Genomic DNA, 15,450 nt, shown 5'->3' on the forward strand with positions numbered 1-15,450 from the left:
GTCGCCTCGACTTTCGCCAATCATCAACCTTGAAAATAGATCTCCAGCAATGAAGAGGCTGATCTCCCCCCTTGCGGGGGAGATGGCCGGCAGGCCAGAGGTGGGTGCCTGGGTGCCGACCTCTCACGGCTCAGCCAGCACAATGTTCTCCACGCCGCCGACATAGTAGAACGGCTTCTGCTTGGACGCGGTCAGCCGCAGCACTTCGCGCGAAATATAGTCGGCGAGGCCGAACAGCGTCACGCCGCCGTCGGAGGTCTTGGCCCGGCCGCGCAGGCCTTCGAGGATCGAATAGGTGAAGACGCCATGGCCGAGCTCGGGCATTTCGGCGGCGGTGTTGTTGGCAGCGGTGGCCGAGAAGACGACGATGCGTGCGTCCTGCGCGTCTTTTTCCAGGCGCGGGTTGAAGGCGTTGGCGGCGTGGCAGGTGTCGAGCAGCATGAAGCGCATGCCCTTGGCCCGCTCAACCGATTTCTGGATGTCGCCCCAGTCGACCAGCGAGGAGCGCTTCCAGCGGTCGGCATCCTGTTTGCGGCCGTCCGTGGGGATGAAATAATAGTCTTCGTCGATGTTGATGCCGTGACCGGCGACGAAAATGATGGTGGTGTCGTTCTCGCCGGGTCTGTCGAGGAAGTCGGCGAGCTGGTCGTCGATGGTGTCGGAATCCGGTTCCAGGATGGTGTCGGCGCTGGCGACCTTGAACACGTCCTTGCCGGAATCGGGCGCCTCATCCAGCGCTTCGCGGTTGACCAGAACCAGCGTCTCCATCGCCGAAAACAAGGGCGCGGATTTCTGCGAGATCACCTTGAGGAATTCGGTAGCGTCGTCGACGGGATAGCGCAGATCGCAGGCGTGGCCGGCGCATGCGTCGGTGAGGAAGGGATATTTGTCGACGCCGATCACGGCGACGTAGAGCTTGCCCTTGTTGGCCTGCTTCTCGGGTTTTTGGCCAAGTGCCGTTACGCTGCGCTCGGTCAAATAGCCGAACTCATTCGTGCCGGTGATGCGGATGGTGTTCTCGCCATTCTCGACCGGCACTTCGACGATGGTGCTCTTGCCGCCATCGGCCGAGCGCGCCGTGACATTGCCGACATTGCGGCTGTTCGACAGGATCGAAAACCCGGCGACGTCGGCGCCTGCTTCCTGCACGCCTGATATTTCGACGGCGACATAGCCTTCGCGGACACTGCTCTGGTCGGCGGCAAGCTTGATGCCGAATTCCGGCGGCTTGCGTTCAAGCAGCTTTTCCAGTTCGCGGTCGACGCCGGGGCGCATTTCCTGGACCGCCTGTTCGGCGCTGCGCAGGATGATGGCCCGGCGCACCATTTCCGGGCTCCAGAGATATTTCTTCAGCTGGCCGGCGCTGATGAAACGCCCTTCGTGGTCGCGGCCCTGATTGACGTGCCAGCCGATCAACTTGTCGCCATCGGCGGAGGAATAATAGTAGCCCTGCGGCATCCAGGCGATCCATTCGGAGTCGGCGAAGAACATCGACACGATCAGTTTGTGGCTCTTCAAATTCCACAGCCGCACGGTCTGGTCGGCGCTGCCGGTGACCAACAGCCCTTCCTTCTCGACGGCAACCATGGCGTTGATCTCGCCGGTGTGGCCGGTGAATTCACTCGATACCTCGGCGGTCGCGGTTTTGTATTCCAACAGCGTGCCGTCGCTGCCGCCGGTGATCAGGCCAAGCCCATTGCCGATCAGCGTGTAAGCCGAATGGACGAAGCCATTGGTGGCGGAATTCTCGATGCTGTGCATCACCTTTCCGCCGCTCGCGATTTCGAGCACGGCATTCTCCAGGCCGTCCTTGCCGCCGGGGACGGCGCGAAGCAACCACCCACCGTCGGTCAGTGCCGCGCGGGCATAGGCGCCCTGTTCCGCCAGCGCCTCCGGGTCCTCGAAGAACCGCTCGGCCGTCGGTAGCGCCAGTACCTTGTCCAGCGTGCCCTGCAGCTCGGGACAGGACACGCGTTCAGGGCAGGGGTTGGTGTTGCCCCAAGCGATGGAGCTGCTCGCCGCATCGATCCCGATCGCCGTCACCGGTTCACCGACCCCTTGCAGCAGCGCCTTGCGCTCGCCGGTCATGGGGTTCCAGACCTGGATGGCGTTGCGGGTGCCGCCGGCTGTCGCCACCAGCGAGCCGTCGGCATTGCCGGCGCCAGCAAAGACCGTGCCGTCATGGCCGTTATAATCGAGCAGTTGCTCGCGGCTGTCGGTATTCCAGACCGCCGAGCGATGCTTGTCGGCGCAGCGATAGCTGCATGACGCCACAAGCCGCGAACCCGTGGCGAAGCTCAGAGCGCCGATCTGGAAATCCTGCTTCGGCATGGCGCGGACGAATTTGCCGGTGCTGGCCTGCCAGAGCTGGACGTCGCCGTCCTTGCTGCCGGTGGCGAACAGCCTGCCATCCAATGACACGGCGAGTGCGGCGACGCCGACATCGCGCAGCGGTTCGGCCTCGGCGGGCAAAGCGATTTCCTCTGACTTGGCGATGTCCCAGAGCCTTATGCCGTTGTCGGTGGTCGTCGCCACCAGCCGGGTTCCCGCAGCGGCGAAGGCGAGCTTTTCCACACGCCAGGAATCGGCATCGAGTTTTTCCGCCAGCGTCCAGCCCGACGCGGATTTGTCGTCCGCCCGCCAGAGGTAGACGAAACCATCGCCACCGCCGGCGGCGAGCGTGTTTCCGTCGGGTGAAAAGGCGACATCATAGATGGCATAGTCGGCGGCCTTGAGCACGGTTTTGATCTTGCCGGTGGCGAAATCGAACAGCCTGATATCGCCATAAGGGGGCTTGTCGCCGATGCCGGCGCCGAAATAACCGCCGGCGGCGATCGTCTTGCCATCCGGCGACACGGCAATCGCAAAGACCTTGCCGTCATTGCCATTGCCAAGATAGCCGCGAATGGTGCGGAGCGTCACCCCGCTCTGCCAGTCCCAGATGCGGATGGTCTTGTCATCGGACGCCGAGACCAGTCCCTCGCCGTCCGGCGTGAAGGCAAGATCGGTGACCCTGGCGCTGTGGCCGCCGGTGTTGAGATCGAGATGGAAATCGAGGTCCTCGGCACCGGCGGTTGACGTTAACGCCAGAAGACCGACCAGGATTAGCCACCGGATAGCACGCAAGGGATGGGAGCTGCCCGGCACCTTGTTGCGCCGCTATTTGGAGTCGGCGGGCGGCGGCGACCCGTGACGCACATAATTCTCGATCGCCTGGGCATAATTGGCGGAACCGGCCTTGCGTTCTTTTTCGATGTAGCTGGCAAAATAGCTCCAGAACGACACCGCATAGTCGCGGAAATAGGCATCGGCGACATCGCGCGAACAGAGCTTGCCCTCAACGCAGATGGAGAGACGATTGAGGAAATAGACGATGCGATCAAAATTGTCGTTGAAATCGGCGATCGGCATGGTGCCGCCGCCGGCAGTCATCGCCTCAATGCCAATGCGTTGCCGGAAGACCCGTTCCTCGGTCGGCGACGGCGTGGCGCTGAGCAGATTGTCGTATTTGGCGTTGAGCGACGAGAGGCGCTCCTTGAGCGCGCGCTGCGCCTGCTGAAAATCCTTGCTTTCCCAAAGCTCGACCAGCGACATCGTCTGCTCGACGCGCTTCTGTTCCTGGTTTGCGAGAAACTGGAAGACCGAGAAGGCCAGGGTGAAGATGATCGCCAGGCGCACGGCGAGACCCGACCAGGCGTAGATCAGCATGCGCCAGTCGCGGTCGGTGAAGGGGTTGGCTTCCTTCTTGATCTCGTGACTGCTCGGCCACGGAAAGCCTTCGGTGGTTTCGGGCAAGGTCGCCGGCTTCTTGGCCGGCGGAGGCGCCAATGTGGCCGGCGATTTCTGCGTTGCAGTGCCCCCCGGCTTTTTCATCCGCAGCTGTCCAGTTGGATGGTGGCGGTGGGATCGAGCACGATGCCGGGTGTCTCTAGCTTCTTTTTTAGGCAATCGAGCTGCGTGCGCGAAATCATGAACTGCACGTCCGGTTCGGCAGCCGCCTTGCTGGGTGACGGCAAGGGCTCGACCACGCCGCGCGAGGCGCAGCTGGAGAGATCGACGACAACGGCCCTGTTGCCGGTCTTGGCGATCTGGTCGTACTGGTCGAGAAAGCAGGTGGCGAGCTCGGAGTTGGTGACGATCTGCTTGGCGCACAAGCCGCAATTCTCGTCCGCCGAGGCGCTGGCAACCAGCAACAGGCTGCCGGCAAGGCCGGCTGTCGCTGCACGCCAGGAGAGCACGGGGATAGTCACTGATGTCCTCATCTGTTGCATTCAGCCGCGGCGCATAGAAGTGTCGCGAGCCGGGAATGTTCCTATATCACGCCGACAAGAGCCGGCGAAGCGATGTCAGGTCAGGCGCGGGGCACCGTCTCCATCGGGAAGATCATCACCGCGCCTTTGGGACCGCTCTTGTCGGCAAGCCGCATCACGGAGCGCGTTGCCGGCGCCATGCCGATGTCGGCCAGCATGTCGGAAAAACCAGGCGTTCCCGATGCGGCACGCGTCACGGCGCGCACGCCTTCCTGGGCAAGAAAGCTCAGATCCTCTTTCTCGCTTTGCGGCGGCGCCTCGGTCAGCACGGCAATCATGCGCTCCATGCCGAAGCTGGTGTCGGTGAAGGCGAGCAGCCCTTCCTTCAGGCCCTGATCGGCCTGCTGATTGATCGGGGCCAGCCGCTCGGCGACGATGTGGGTGATCGAATAGTCGCTGCCGATATACAGCACGTTGATGTCGACGAACTCGTCGGACTCGTTCTTTGACGCAATGTGTACCTGATCGCCCGGCGAAACGCGCGGCACCTTTGACGATTCGATCGGCTCCAGCGCATCGCTGTCCTGGCGCTTGATCAGGAACTGGACGCTGACCTCGTCCGGCCGGTAGTCGGACGCCGCGGCGAGCCGCGACAGGCCGGTGGCGCGGAAGATCGTGGTCAGGGTCTTGGCTGTGTTTTCCGCAAGCTTGTCGCGGCCATCCTGATGGATGACGATGCGTGGCGGCTTGCTGCCGTCCTTCAGGCTGATGTCGCCGGACGCCGGCAGGAACCACAGCGCCGGTTCGTCGCTGGCGTTGGCGGCAGCGCCGTCCATGGATTTTTCGCGCAGCACCGCAAGCCGCAGATCGGCGCTCTTGCCGGGCTCGACCAGCGCGATGTGGAAGCCGGACTTCGGCTTCGCCACCAATTCGTCCAGAACCGAATTGACCAGCTCGGTTTCTTTTTCGAGCCCTGCGGTCGGGGCCGGCTTTGCCACCAGCAGCTTGTAGTCGACTGCGAGTTCGGCAACGCGCGCATAGGCGCCGGCGGGCACCGCCGTCGGCGCAAGCGCCGGCTTGCCGTCGAATTCGACCGGTGCGAGCTGGCTTTCGAGGTTTTTTGCCGATTTCACTTCGAGATAGCCGACGGCGTCGGAGAGCTTCGACAGCGCCGAAGGCAAAATGGCGAGCTTGCTGCCGGGGGTCAGACCCTGCAGCAGCCCGGCGCCGATCGCGACATCGCCGTCCTTGACGGCAATCGGCCATTGCATGACGGCGTCGGTCTTGTCGGTGCCGAACACGCGGGCGTCCAGTTCGCCCTCGAACAGGGGCGTCGGCCTTGTGCGGCCGTCGGCCGAATATTGCTGCAGCACGGCCTGGCCGAGCTGGCGATAGGTGACGTTGGGGTTCTCGGCCAATTTCGACAGGATGGTGAAGGTGAACAGGCCGAAGCGCGGCGCGTCGGGCGTGCCCTTGGGCAGCGGCATTTCCGGCGTCGTCTCGACCGTCTGCGCCGCATAGAAGGCGACCAGCTTGCCCCGGGCGATCGGCTCGGCCCCGGTCGGGGTCAGGTTGAAGGCCGGCTTGCGGCCGCCATTCTCGTCGAAACCGCGCGATGCGCTTGCCGAGATGTCGTCATAGGCCTTCACCGCCGCTGCTCTCGCCGCGTCGTCGCCGCCGACGAGGTCGGCGAACTCGACCTTGCGCTCCAGTTCGTCATCGACTTCCGCGGCGCGCGTCGCGGTGCCGGAATGGCAGCAGTCGAACACCACCCAGACAAAGGCGCCCTTGTCGCGGATGGCGTCGAGTGCGGCGCCGACTTCGTTGTCGACCAGCGCGTTCGGCACGCCCTCTTCGCGGTTGATCCATTTGTCGATATCGGAGGGCAGGAAAATCTCGTCGAGGCCGTCGGTCTCGTCGCCGGCCTTGGCCTGCGGCTGCTGGGCGCCGTGGCCGGAGAGGTGCAGATAGACGAAATCGTCGCGTTGCACCTTGCCGGCGAGGTCGGCAAGAGCGGCCTTGATCGCCGCATGCGTCGGCGGGCCGTTGGCGCCTTCGACGTCCTTGGCGAGCAGGATCACGTTCTCGGCCGAGAATTTCACCGGATCGGGCGTGTTCTTCAGGAGATAGTCGCGCACTAGGCCGGCATCGTTCTTCGGCCCGATCAGCCAGTTCTTCTGCGGCAGGTTCGGATAGTCGGTGCAGGCAACCAGCAGCGCGTGATAGGTGCGCGAGGCGGCGAGAGCGCGGAACGAGACAGTACCGGCAGCCACAAGCGCCGACGTGCCGACGAGCAGCGTCCGTCGTGTCAGTTTGATCATAATTGCTTCCCCAAGCCCGATCGAATTTGCAAGTGCGGCACCTTTCGTCGCGAATTTTGTCAGTATTTTGAATGTGGTCGGTGCCGTCAATCGGCGGTGGTGGTCATGGTGTCGATGGCGATAACGGAAACAGTGGCAAAAAGCCGGCTTCATCGCTATCTCAAGAGAATTGAGACCGTCGCATGGCAGAAATGATTTGCGAGCGGCGCTGGATCAAACAGATAGAACATGATGTCGTCCGAGAACCGCTTCACACTTTTCGGCATCATGCTCTAAACGATCGGAAACGGGATCATGGCGGCAAGGGATGTGCTGACGAAGAATCAGCTGAGCGTGCTCGAGAAGCTTGAGGCCGCCAGCGGACCGCTCAGCGCCTATACGCTTCTCGACCAGCTGCGCGAGCGCGGTTTCCGCGCGCCGCTACAGGTTTACCGGGCGCTCGACAGCCTGGTGAAGTCAGGCTTCGTGCACCGGTTGGAAAGCCTCAACTCCTTCGTCGCCTGCGCCGAACCGCACGACCATACGCATTCGATGACGGCCTTCGCTATCTGCGACACATGCGGGCAGGTGATGGAAATGTCGGACCATGACGTCGACCATCGGCTGGACGAATGGGTGCGCTCGACCGGGTTTGCCGCCAAGAAGGCGGTGATCGAGTTTCGGGGGACGTGTGCCAAGTGCCTGGCTGAGGCTGCCTAACTTTTCGACGCTGGCGGGACAGCACCCCCTCTGTCCTGCCGGACATCTTCCCCGCAAGGGGGGAGATTGGCAGTTCAAGCGCTGCGCCCATTGCAGCAACGTCGTAGATTGGCGAAACCGGAAGTGGCGGCTGATCTCCTCCCTTGCGGGGGAGATGCCCGGCAGGGCAGAGGGGGGTGTGAAGGATCGAGGCGTATCCGGCGCTAATGCGCCTCGTCCCAGTTGTTCGCTGCGCGGGCATCGACATGCAGCGGCACCGACATCGAGATGGCCGGCATCGGCGCGTTCTCCATCACCCTGCGCACCACGGGGATCGTCGCCTCGACTTCCGCTTCAACCGTCTCGAAGATCAATTCGTCATGCACCTGTAAGAGCATGCGGGCGGACAGGCCGGCCTTCTCCAGCGCCTCGTCCATATGCACCATGGCGCGACGGATAATGTCGGCGGCGGTGCCTTGCAGCCTGGCGTTGATCGAGGCGCGCTCGTTGAACGCGCGGATCGACGGGTTTGACGACCGGATCTCAGGATAGTGGATGCGGCGGCCGAAGATGGTTTCGACGAAGCCATGTTCGCGCGCATAGGCCTTTGTTGCCTCGATATAGTCGCGGATGCCGGGGAAACGCTCGAAGTACTTCTTGATGTAGGCGCCGGCCTCCTCGCGCGGGATCGACAGCTGGTTGGCGAGCCCAAAGGCCGAGATGCCGTAGATGATGCCGAAATTGATCGCCTTGGCGCGGCGGCGCACTTCGGAAGGCATGCCTTCGACCGGCACGTTGAACATTTCCGAGGCGGTGATGGCGTGGATGTCGGCGCCATCGGCGAAGGCCTGCTTCAACTGCGGGATCTCGGCGACGTGGGCAAGCACGCGCAGTTCGATCTGGCTGTAGTCGGCCGAGACCAGTTTCTGGCCCTTGTCGGCGATGAAGGCCGTCCTGATCTTGCGTCCCTCCGCGGTGCGCACCGGGATGTTCTGCAGATTGGGATCGGAGGAGGACAGCCGGCCCGTCGTCGTTGCGGCCAGCGCATAAGATGTGTGCACGCGCCTGGTGTCGGGATGGATGAAGCCGGGCAGCGCGTCGGTGTAGGTCGATTTCAGCTTGGTCAGCTGACGCCAGTCGACGATCTTGCGCGGCAGTTCGTGGCCTTCGGCGGCGAGATCCTCCAGAAGCTGCGCGGAAGTCGACCATTGCCCGGTCTTGGTCTTGGAGCCGCCGGGCAGGCCCATGCGGCCGAACAGGATGTCGCCCAGCTGCTTTGGCGACCCGATGTTGATGCGCTCGCCGACAAGGCCGTAGATTTCCTCTTCCAGCCGTGCGGCGCCTTGCGCCAGCTCGCCGGAGAGCCGCGACAGGATCTGGCGGTCGACCGAGATGCCGCGCTGCTCCATCCGCGCCAGCACCGGCACCAGCGGCCGCTCCAGCCGCTCATAGACCGAGACGAGGCCCTTGGCGGCAAGTCGGGGCTTCAGCACCTGCCATAGCCGCAGCGCCACGTCGGCATGGCCGGCGGCGTAGGTGGTCGCCCGGTCGATGTCGACCTGGTCGAAGCCGACCGAGCTTCTGCCGGAACCCGCGAGATCCTTGAGCGGCGTCGTGGCATGGCCGAGCCATTTGTCGGCAAGCGAGGACAAAGTGTGGTGGCCGGTGCCGGCGTCGAGCACATAGGAAATCAACATCGTGTCGTCGAAGGGTGCGATATCGATGCCGTGGCGGCTCATGACGACGATGTCGTATTTGGCGTCCTGGGCGATCTTGAGGACCGATTTGTCTTCCAGCAGCGGCTTCAGAAGCGCCAGCGCCTCGCGGACCGGAATCTGGTTCTCCAGCGTACCGCCACCGAGCAGGTCGCCGGCGCCGCTCTTGTGGGCGAGCGGCACATAGGCGGCGCGGCCGGGGCCGATCGCCAGAGAGAAACCGATGAGGTCGGCCAGCATCGGATCGGAAGACGTGGTTTCGGTGTCGAAGGCGACGATGCCGGTCTCCTTGGCCTGGGCCAGCCAGGTCTTGAGCGTCGCCGTGTCGCGGATGGCGACATAGGCGGCGGGATCGATTTTGGCCGCAGCGGCCGTTTCCAGGCGAAGTGCGGCAAGCAGCGAAGGGGCGTCGCCGGCCCTGGCGGTTTCGGTTTTGGCTTCATCCTGTGTTGCCGCAGGCGCCGCTATGCCGGAACCGACATCGGGGCCGTGCGCGGTGTCGGCGCGCTCGACGGTGACGGCGACAGCCTGCACATCGCCGGCTTCGGTGCTGGTCGCTTCAGCAACGCGCCGGGTCAGCGAGGTGAATTCCATGGTCTTGAGGAAGCCGATCAGCTTCGGCCCGTCCGGCGCGTGCAACACGAAATCGTCGAGCCCGTCGGTCACCGGCACGTCGTTCTTCAGCGTCACCAGCTGGCGCGATATGCGCGCCTTGTCGGCATTGGCGATGATGGATTCGCGCCTTTTTTCCTGCTTGATCTCGCTGGCCCTTGCGAGCAACCCGTCAAGGTCGCCGAACTGTTCCAGCAATTGCGCCGCCGTCTTCGGCCCGATGCCGGGTACGCCCGGCACATTGTCGACGGAGTCGCCGGTCAGCGCCTGCAGGTCGATCATCTTTTCCGGCGGCACGCCCCATTTCTCGATGACTTCGGGGATGCCGATCTGGCGGTCCTTCATCGGGTCGTACATGCCGACCGTGGGTCCGACCAGCTGCATCAGATCCTTGTCGGAGGAGATGATAGTGGTGTCGCCGCCGGCCTCGCACGCCAGCCTGGCATAAGTGGCGATGAGGTCGTCGGCCTCGTAGCCTTCGATCTCGATGCAAGGCAGGTTGAAGGCCACGGTTGCCTGGCGGATCAGACCGAATTGCGGGATCAGGTCTTCGGGCGGCGCGTTGCGGTTTGCCTTGTATTCCGGGTAGAGATCGTTGCGGAAGGTTTTCGACGAATAATCGAAAATGACCGCTAAATGCGTCGGCACAATGCCTACATCGGTGTTGCGGGCGTCCTGCATCAGCTTCCACAACATGTTGCAGAAGCCGGAGACCGCGCCGACCGGTAGCCCATCGGATTTGCGGGTTAGCGGCGGCAGCGCATGATAGGCGCGAAAGATGTAACCGGAGCCGTCGATAAGGAAGAGATGATCGCCTTTTTTCATGCCGGCAGGGATAGCGCGGCGGGACGGCGCGGTCCATGGCAAAGGCGGGCTTCCAACAGGTGTTGCGGCGACATCCTGACAGAGCCTGCCTGCCGATAGGCCCTGCTGCTGTTTGCCTCGGCGCTCACGGCGATGTTACAAAAGTGTAATTTTTGTGCCCTTGAAACGCCACGATCCGAGACACAAATAAAGGTCATCGGCAGTTTTCGCCGAGTCCGGAGCAAGGCCCGTCCCCCGCCTATCCCGGACAATTGCGGCAGCCTATCCCCCCTCTCCGGGCTGCCGCATCGTTTCGAGTAAAAGACCGCCGTGGTTCCCCTCCACCACGGCGGTTCTTTTTTGCCTTCTGACAAGTGTTTACGGTCCGTGGTCCAACGATCGCGGGCTTTTCGTTTTGATGCGCTGCCTTTACGGTCCCGGCACCGAAAAGAAAGGCCCGCAGTAATGTCCACCATTTCCTCCGTCCTAGACCGTCTCGACAAAAATCTCGACCATAGCCTGGAGCGCCTGTTCGGCCTGCTTCGCATCAAGTCGATCTCGACCGATTCCGACTATGCCGCCGACTGCCGCAAGGCCGCGGAGTGGCTGGTGGCGGACCTCAAGCTGATCGGCTTCGACGCTTCGGTGCGCGACACGCCGGGACACCCGATGGTGGTTGCGCACCATGAAGGTCCCGCCGGTTCGCCGCATGTGCTGTTTTACGGCCATTACGACGTGCAGCCGGTCGATCCGATCGAGCTTTGGGAGAACGACCCGTTTGCGCCGGCGGTCAAGGAGATCGAGCCCGGTCACAAGGTAATCACCGGCCGTGGCTCGGCCGACGACAAGGGGCAGCTGATGACCTTCGTCGAGGCCTGCCGCGCCTGGAAGCAGGTGCATGGCAATCTGCCCTGCCGCATCACCATCCTGTTCGAGGGCGAGGAGGAGTCCGGTTCGCCGTCGCTCAAGCCGTTCCTCGAGGCCAATGCCGATGAGCTCAAGGCCGATTTCGCTCTGGTCTGCGACACCGGCATGTGGGACCGCGAAACGCCGTCGATCTGCGTTTCGCTGCGCGGAATGGTCGGCGAGGAGGTCACGGTCAAGGCTGCCGATCGCGACCTGCATTCGGGCCTCTATGGCGGCGCCGCCGCCAACCCGATCCGCATCCTGGCGAAAATCCTCGCCGACATCCATGACGAGAACGGCCACATCACCATTCCCGGCTTCTATGACGGGGTCGAGGAAACGCCGTCGCAGATCCTGAAATCATGGGAAACTCTGGGCGAGACCGCCGAAACCTTCCTCGGACCGATCGGCCTCTCGATCCCGTCGGGCGAAAAAGGCCGCTCGGTGATGGAACTGACCTGGGCGCGGCCGGCGGCCGAGTTCAACGGCATCATCGGCGGCTATACCGGCAAGGGGTTCAAGACGGTGATCGCGGCGGAAGCGTCGTCCAAAATCTCCTTCCGCCTCGTCCACAAGCAGGACCCCGAGAAGATCCGCGCCGCTTTCCGGAAATTCGTCAAGGCGCGCATTCCCGGGGACTGTTCGGTCGAATTCCACCCGCATGGCGGCGGGTCGGCAATTCAGCTTTCCTACGACTCGCCATTCCTGGCCAAGGCCAAGACTGCGCTGTCGGATGAATGGCCGAAGCCAGCGGTGACGACGGGCAGCGGCGGCTCGATACCGGTGGTCGGCGACTTCCAGACCTATCTCGGCATGGAATCGCTGCTGGTCGGGTTCGGCCTCGACGACGACCGCATCCACTCGCCCAACGAGAAATACGAGCTGACCTCCTTCCACAAGGGCCAGCGCTCCTGGGCGCGCATTCTCGATGCGCTGACGCGCTGAGGAGGCTGGGAAGTTTTCTTGTTGATTTTTCAGCGGATCGCGGCGAGGACGAGTTACGCCGCGATCCGGAGACAACTATGCCCGACATCCGCTTCCACAAGAACGATCTGCCCGACCTCGCCCACTACAATGTCGACGCGGTGGCCATCGATACCGAGACGCTGGGGTTGAACCCGCACCGCGACCGGCTGTGCGTGGTGCAGATCTCGCCCGGCGATGGCTCGGCCGACGTGATCCAGATCGCGCCCGGCCAGAAGAAAGCGCCGAACCTCGTCAGCCTGCTCCGCAACCGCGGCATATCGAAACTGTTCCACTACGGCCGTTTCGACCTCGCCGTGCTCTACAACGCCTTCGGCGTCATGCCGGAGCCGGTGTTCTGCACCAAGATCGCCTCGCGGCTGACCCGCACTTATACCGACCGGCACGGCTTGAAGGACATCTGCTTCGAACTGCTTGGCGTCGGCCTGTCGAAGGCGCAGCAATCGTCGGACTGGGCGGCCGAGACCCTGTCGCCCGAACAGCTCGAATATGCCGCTTCCGACGTTCTCTATCTGCACCGTCTGCGCGAGGTGCTGGCTGGACGCCTGGCGCGGGACGGGCGCACCAAGGAAGCCGACGCCTGCTTCCGCTTCCTGCCGACGCGTGCCAAGCTCGATTTGATGGGTTGGGACGAAGAGGATATTTTTGCCCACAGCTGATGGCCTTCGGATAACGCTTCCGGCAGCCTTGCAACCAGACACGCGTCGTGGCGTTCTGTCGACTCAATGAGGGGGATGACGTGGCAGACCGCAAACCGATAGCGACCGCCCCGACGGATGGATCCAAGGTCACTGTTCTGTGGAAGGACGGCGCCGGCGTCGTCAGCGAATCCGTCGGGCAATATCGCGACGGCGCCTGGTGGGTCTACACCGACAGCGATACCCAGAAAAAGGTCGACCCGACCAGCTGGCGGCCAGTCTCCAGCGACGATGACGACGATCAATGAGCGCCGCTGGCGGGTGCAACTGCTTTCGCATAGCCTGAAGTCGTTGATATCGAGGCCGATTCGGGGCCTTCCGCTCCGTAGCCTCTCTTCCTGGAGGAACGCGTCATGGGCATCGAAAGCCTTCTCATCTTCATCATAATCGGCGCCATTGCCGGCTGGCTCGCCGGCCTCATCGTCTCGGGCTTCGGCTTCGGCCTCATCGGCAACATCATCGTCGGCATTATCGGCGCCCTGATCGCCGGCTGGCTATTTCCAAGGCTCGGTTTCGCTATCGGCGGCGGCATTCTGGCTGCCATCATCAACGCCACGATCGGCGCCGTCATCCTGCTGGTGCTGGTCAAGGTTCTGAAGCGAGCTTGACGCTCTAAGTTTCATTCAACGCAATTCCTCAGGAGAAAGCCTGTGCTTTCCTGGAATTGCTGCCAAAGGAGCGCGCCGTGAAACAGAACACTCTCTATCTCCTTGTCGGCGCGCTCGTTGTCGTGGTCATCGCGCTCGGTGCATATGTCTATCACGAATAGACCAAGCCCAAGGGCGTCGAACTGAAGATCGACGACAAGGGCATTTCGATCCAGCAGAATTGAAATATTCGGGGTAGCCAGGGCCTCTGCCTTTTGCGGCAGACAGGCCGCGAGGATGCGGCTTTCGGACCCAGTTGGCGGCAGCGGATTTTAGAAATTCTTAAGGAATTTCAGAAGGGTGCATAAACCCTGCTTTAACGCGCCCTTAAGACTAAGCCCTTGATTTTGCTTGAAGTGGTTACCGTTGGTTGCGATCGTTCGGGGCGTTGGGGAGAGAAATTTAGTAAAAAACTACACCCCAATGAATTCCAGGTCGCGATGGAGCGCGCTGTGCGAAACGCACTCAGGGGCGAGGGCGAGTGCGAGCTGTTCGCGACCAACCAAGTCTCGTGTTGGCACCACCAAAACTTAAGTTGAGATTTTGAACGGGATAACTGTGGTGTCGTTCGGTGCGAGGTTCCGAGCAGCCGAAACCACCCCCTTTATGTCGCCAGCGTGAAGAACATCGATTGGACTTTGTTCCTTAAGTTGAAAGTTTGGCGATATGAGCCATTCCCATGCTTGACGTGGACTACCAACGATCGAGATTACCTCGGCGATGCCAGGGACCGGCCGTCCATCAGCAAACTGCCTTAAAGGGAATACGGGCTTGCTGCTGCTCCGGGTATTTAGAGCGACGGCTTCATTTCGTTTCTGCCAACGATATAATGTGGAGCGCGGAATTCCGAAGAAACGCTCGATCTCCGTTGGGCCAGCCACCGGCCCGGCCCAATCGTCCGCCAGTTTCAGAGTTGCTGCCGGTTCGGAACGGCTGGCTTTGAGACGAACGAGGCGCCTAGAAACTTGTCCCAAGGCGATCTGTGTCAACTCGGTCGCAAACTCCGTCGCGTAATTTGGAATGTCTTCCTCAATGGTTTTGAAGGCCCTCTGAATAGCGTCTGGCTGACATACTATCTGGGATACGATGATGGCCGCTATCTCAGACGCAGCCCTCATCGCCGGCAGTCGAATCTTCGGTCCATCCGTTTGGAGCACGCTCTCAATGGCTAGGTAGAGGGTCTCCTGCAGGCCTTCGCGGCTTTCAAGCTTTTCCCTGTGCCGCAGTTTGGAAAAACGTCTTTTGGTTGTCATTGCGCTCTCGATTCTATTGCTAAGCAAGGCATCCCAGCGCCATACAAAGATCATAAAGGCGGGCCGAGGCAACGCCAATTCGTTACCAAATTGTTTCTCAAGTGGCAAAAACGTGACGTTTCTGCAACACGGGGCTGTCATAGAAGCCAGATTGGCCTTTTGGCGCGACGATCTTGGTTGCTCACCGCAGTCCGATGCGTAATGTCGATTTCGAAGGAGCGGCGCGGTGCGCATCTTTTTCGGTAGTGGGGATGGGGCAGGGAACGCTGTCCTTCAGCAAAGAATACCCAGACCCGTTTTTTAACTTTTGACTGGAGGTCAGAAAATGAACATTAAGAGCCTTCTCCTCGGCTCCGCTGCGGCCTTGATCGCAGTTTCCGGTGCGCGCGCCGCCGACGCCGTCGTCGTCGCCGAGCCGGAACCGGCTGAATACGTCAAGATTTGCGACGTTTACGGCTCGGGCTACTTCTACATCCCCGGCNGTAATGTCGATTTCGAAGGAGCGGCGCGGTGCGCATCTTTTTCGGTAGTGGGGATGGGGCAGGGAACGCTGTCCTTCAGCTAAAGAATACCCAGACCCGT

12 protein-coding genes are annotated in these 15,450 nt (G+C 62.1%); 6 read left to right on the forward strand and 6 right to left on the reverse strand.

From position 1 onward, the window contains the following. Positions 1–123 precede the first annotated feature (123 nt). The 4 genes from X728_RS152650 to X728_RS152635 all read right to left on the reverse strand — a co-directional run bounded on the left by X728_RS152650 (position 124) and on the right by X728_RS152635 (position 6,571). Positions 124–3,147, reverse strand: a complete 3,024-nt coding sequence (locus tag X728_RS152650; RefSeq protein WP_023831628.1) for a caspase family protein — start codon at positions 3,145–3,147, stop codon at positions 124–126. 12 nt (positions 3,148–3,159) lie between these two features. Then, a complete protein-coding gene (locus X728_RS152645; RefSeq protein WP_023831629.1) occupies positions 3,160–3,873 on the reverse strand; it encodes a hypothetical protein in 714 nt (237 codons plus the stop codon). After that, positions 3,870–4,250 carry a hypothetical protein gene (locus tag X728_RS152640; protein WP_245266142.1) on the reverse strand — a complete coding sequence of 127 codons (381 nt, stop codon included), beginning with the start codon at positions 4,248–4,250 and terminating at the stop codon, positions 3,870–3,872. Before X728_RS152640 ends, X728_RS152645 begins: the two co-directional genes overlap by 4 nt. Positions 4,251–4,351: 101 nt before the next feature. After that, positions 4,352–6,571 carry a caspase family protein gene (locus X728_RS152635; RefSeq protein WP_023751420.1) on the reverse strand — a complete coding sequence of 740 codons (2,220 nt, stop codon included), beginning with the start codon at positions 6,569–6,571 and terminating at the stop codon, positions 4,352–4,354. A gap of 294 nt (positions 6,572–6,865) precedes the next feature. On the opposite strand from X728_RS152635, the gene X728_RS152630 reads away from it, so the two are divergent. Continuing rightward, positions 6,866–7,270: a Fur family transcriptional regulator gene (locus X728_RS152630; protein ID WP_023669789.1), complete on the forward strand. Its 405-nt coding sequence runs from the start codon at positions 6,866–6,868 to the stop codon at positions 7,268–7,270. A gap of 203 nt (positions 7,271–7,473) precedes the next feature. On the opposite strand, the gene polA is transcribed toward X728_RS152630, so the two are convergent. Further along, the gene (polA, locus tag X728_RS152625; RefSeq protein ID WP_023831632.1) at positions 7,474–10,401 is read right to left on the reverse strand and encodes a DNA polymerase I; all 2,928 of its coding nucleotides are present in this window, start codon (positions 10,399–10,401) and stop codon (positions 7,474–7,476) included. 444 nt (positions 10,402–10,845) lie between these two features. Between polA and X728_RS152620 the strand changes: the two genes are divergently transcribed. The 4 genes from X728_RS152620 to X728_RS152605 all read left to right on the forward strand — a co-directional run bounded on the left by X728_RS152620 (position 10,846) and on the right by X728_RS152605 (position 13,576). Next, positions 10,846–12,231, forward strand: coding sequence for a M20/M25/M40 family metallo-hydrolase (locus X728_RS152620; protein ID WP_023831633.1), 1,386 nt, complete (start codon positions 10,846–10,848; stop codon positions 12,229–12,231). A gap of 77 nt (positions 12,232–12,308) precedes the next feature. Next, on the forward strand, positions 12,309–12,929 hold the full coding sequence (locus X728_RS152615) for a ribonuclease D (protein WP_023698188.1): 621 nt from the start codon (positions 12,309–12,311) through the stop codon (positions 12,927–12,929). Positions 12,930–13,009: 80 nt separating this feature from the next. Continuing rightward, positions 13,010–13,216 carry a hypothetical protein gene (locus X728_RS152610; RefSeq protein WP_023683046.1) on the forward strand — a complete coding sequence of 69 codons (207 nt, stop codon included), beginning with the start codon at positions 13,010–13,012 and terminating at the stop codon, positions 13,214–13,216. Between the two features lie 105 nt (positions 13,217–13,321). Beyond that, positions 13,322–13,576, forward strand: a complete 255-nt coding sequence (locus tag X728_RS152605; protein ID WP_023704219.1) for a GlsB/YeaQ/YmgE family stress response membrane protein — start codon at positions 13,322–13,324, stop codon at positions 13,574–13,576. 569 nt (positions 13,577–14,145) lie between these two features. Here X728_RS152605 and X728_RS1000000167830 read toward each other — a convergent pair. Then, complete coding sequence (locus X728_RS1000000167830; RefSeq protein ID WP_155923608.1) at positions 14,146–14,868, reverse strand: hypothetical protein; 723 nt, start codon at positions 14,866–14,868, stop codon at positions 14,146–14,148. 325 nt (positions 14,869–15,193) lie between these two features. On the opposite strand from X728_RS1000000167830, the gene X728_RS152600 reads away from it, so the two are divergent. Continuing rightward, complete coding sequence (locus tag X728_RS152600; RefSeq protein ID WP_023831635.1) at positions 15,194–15,433, forward strand: porin; 240 nt, start codon at positions 15,194–15,196, stop codon at positions 15,431–15,433. Positions 15,434–15,450: the final 17 nt, after the last annotated feature.

The sequence above is a fragment of the Mesorhizobium sp. L103C119B0 genome (assembly GCF_000502235.1).
Lineage (GTDB): Bacteria > Pseudomonadota > Alphaproteobacteria > Rhizobiales > Rhizobiaceae > Mesorhizobium.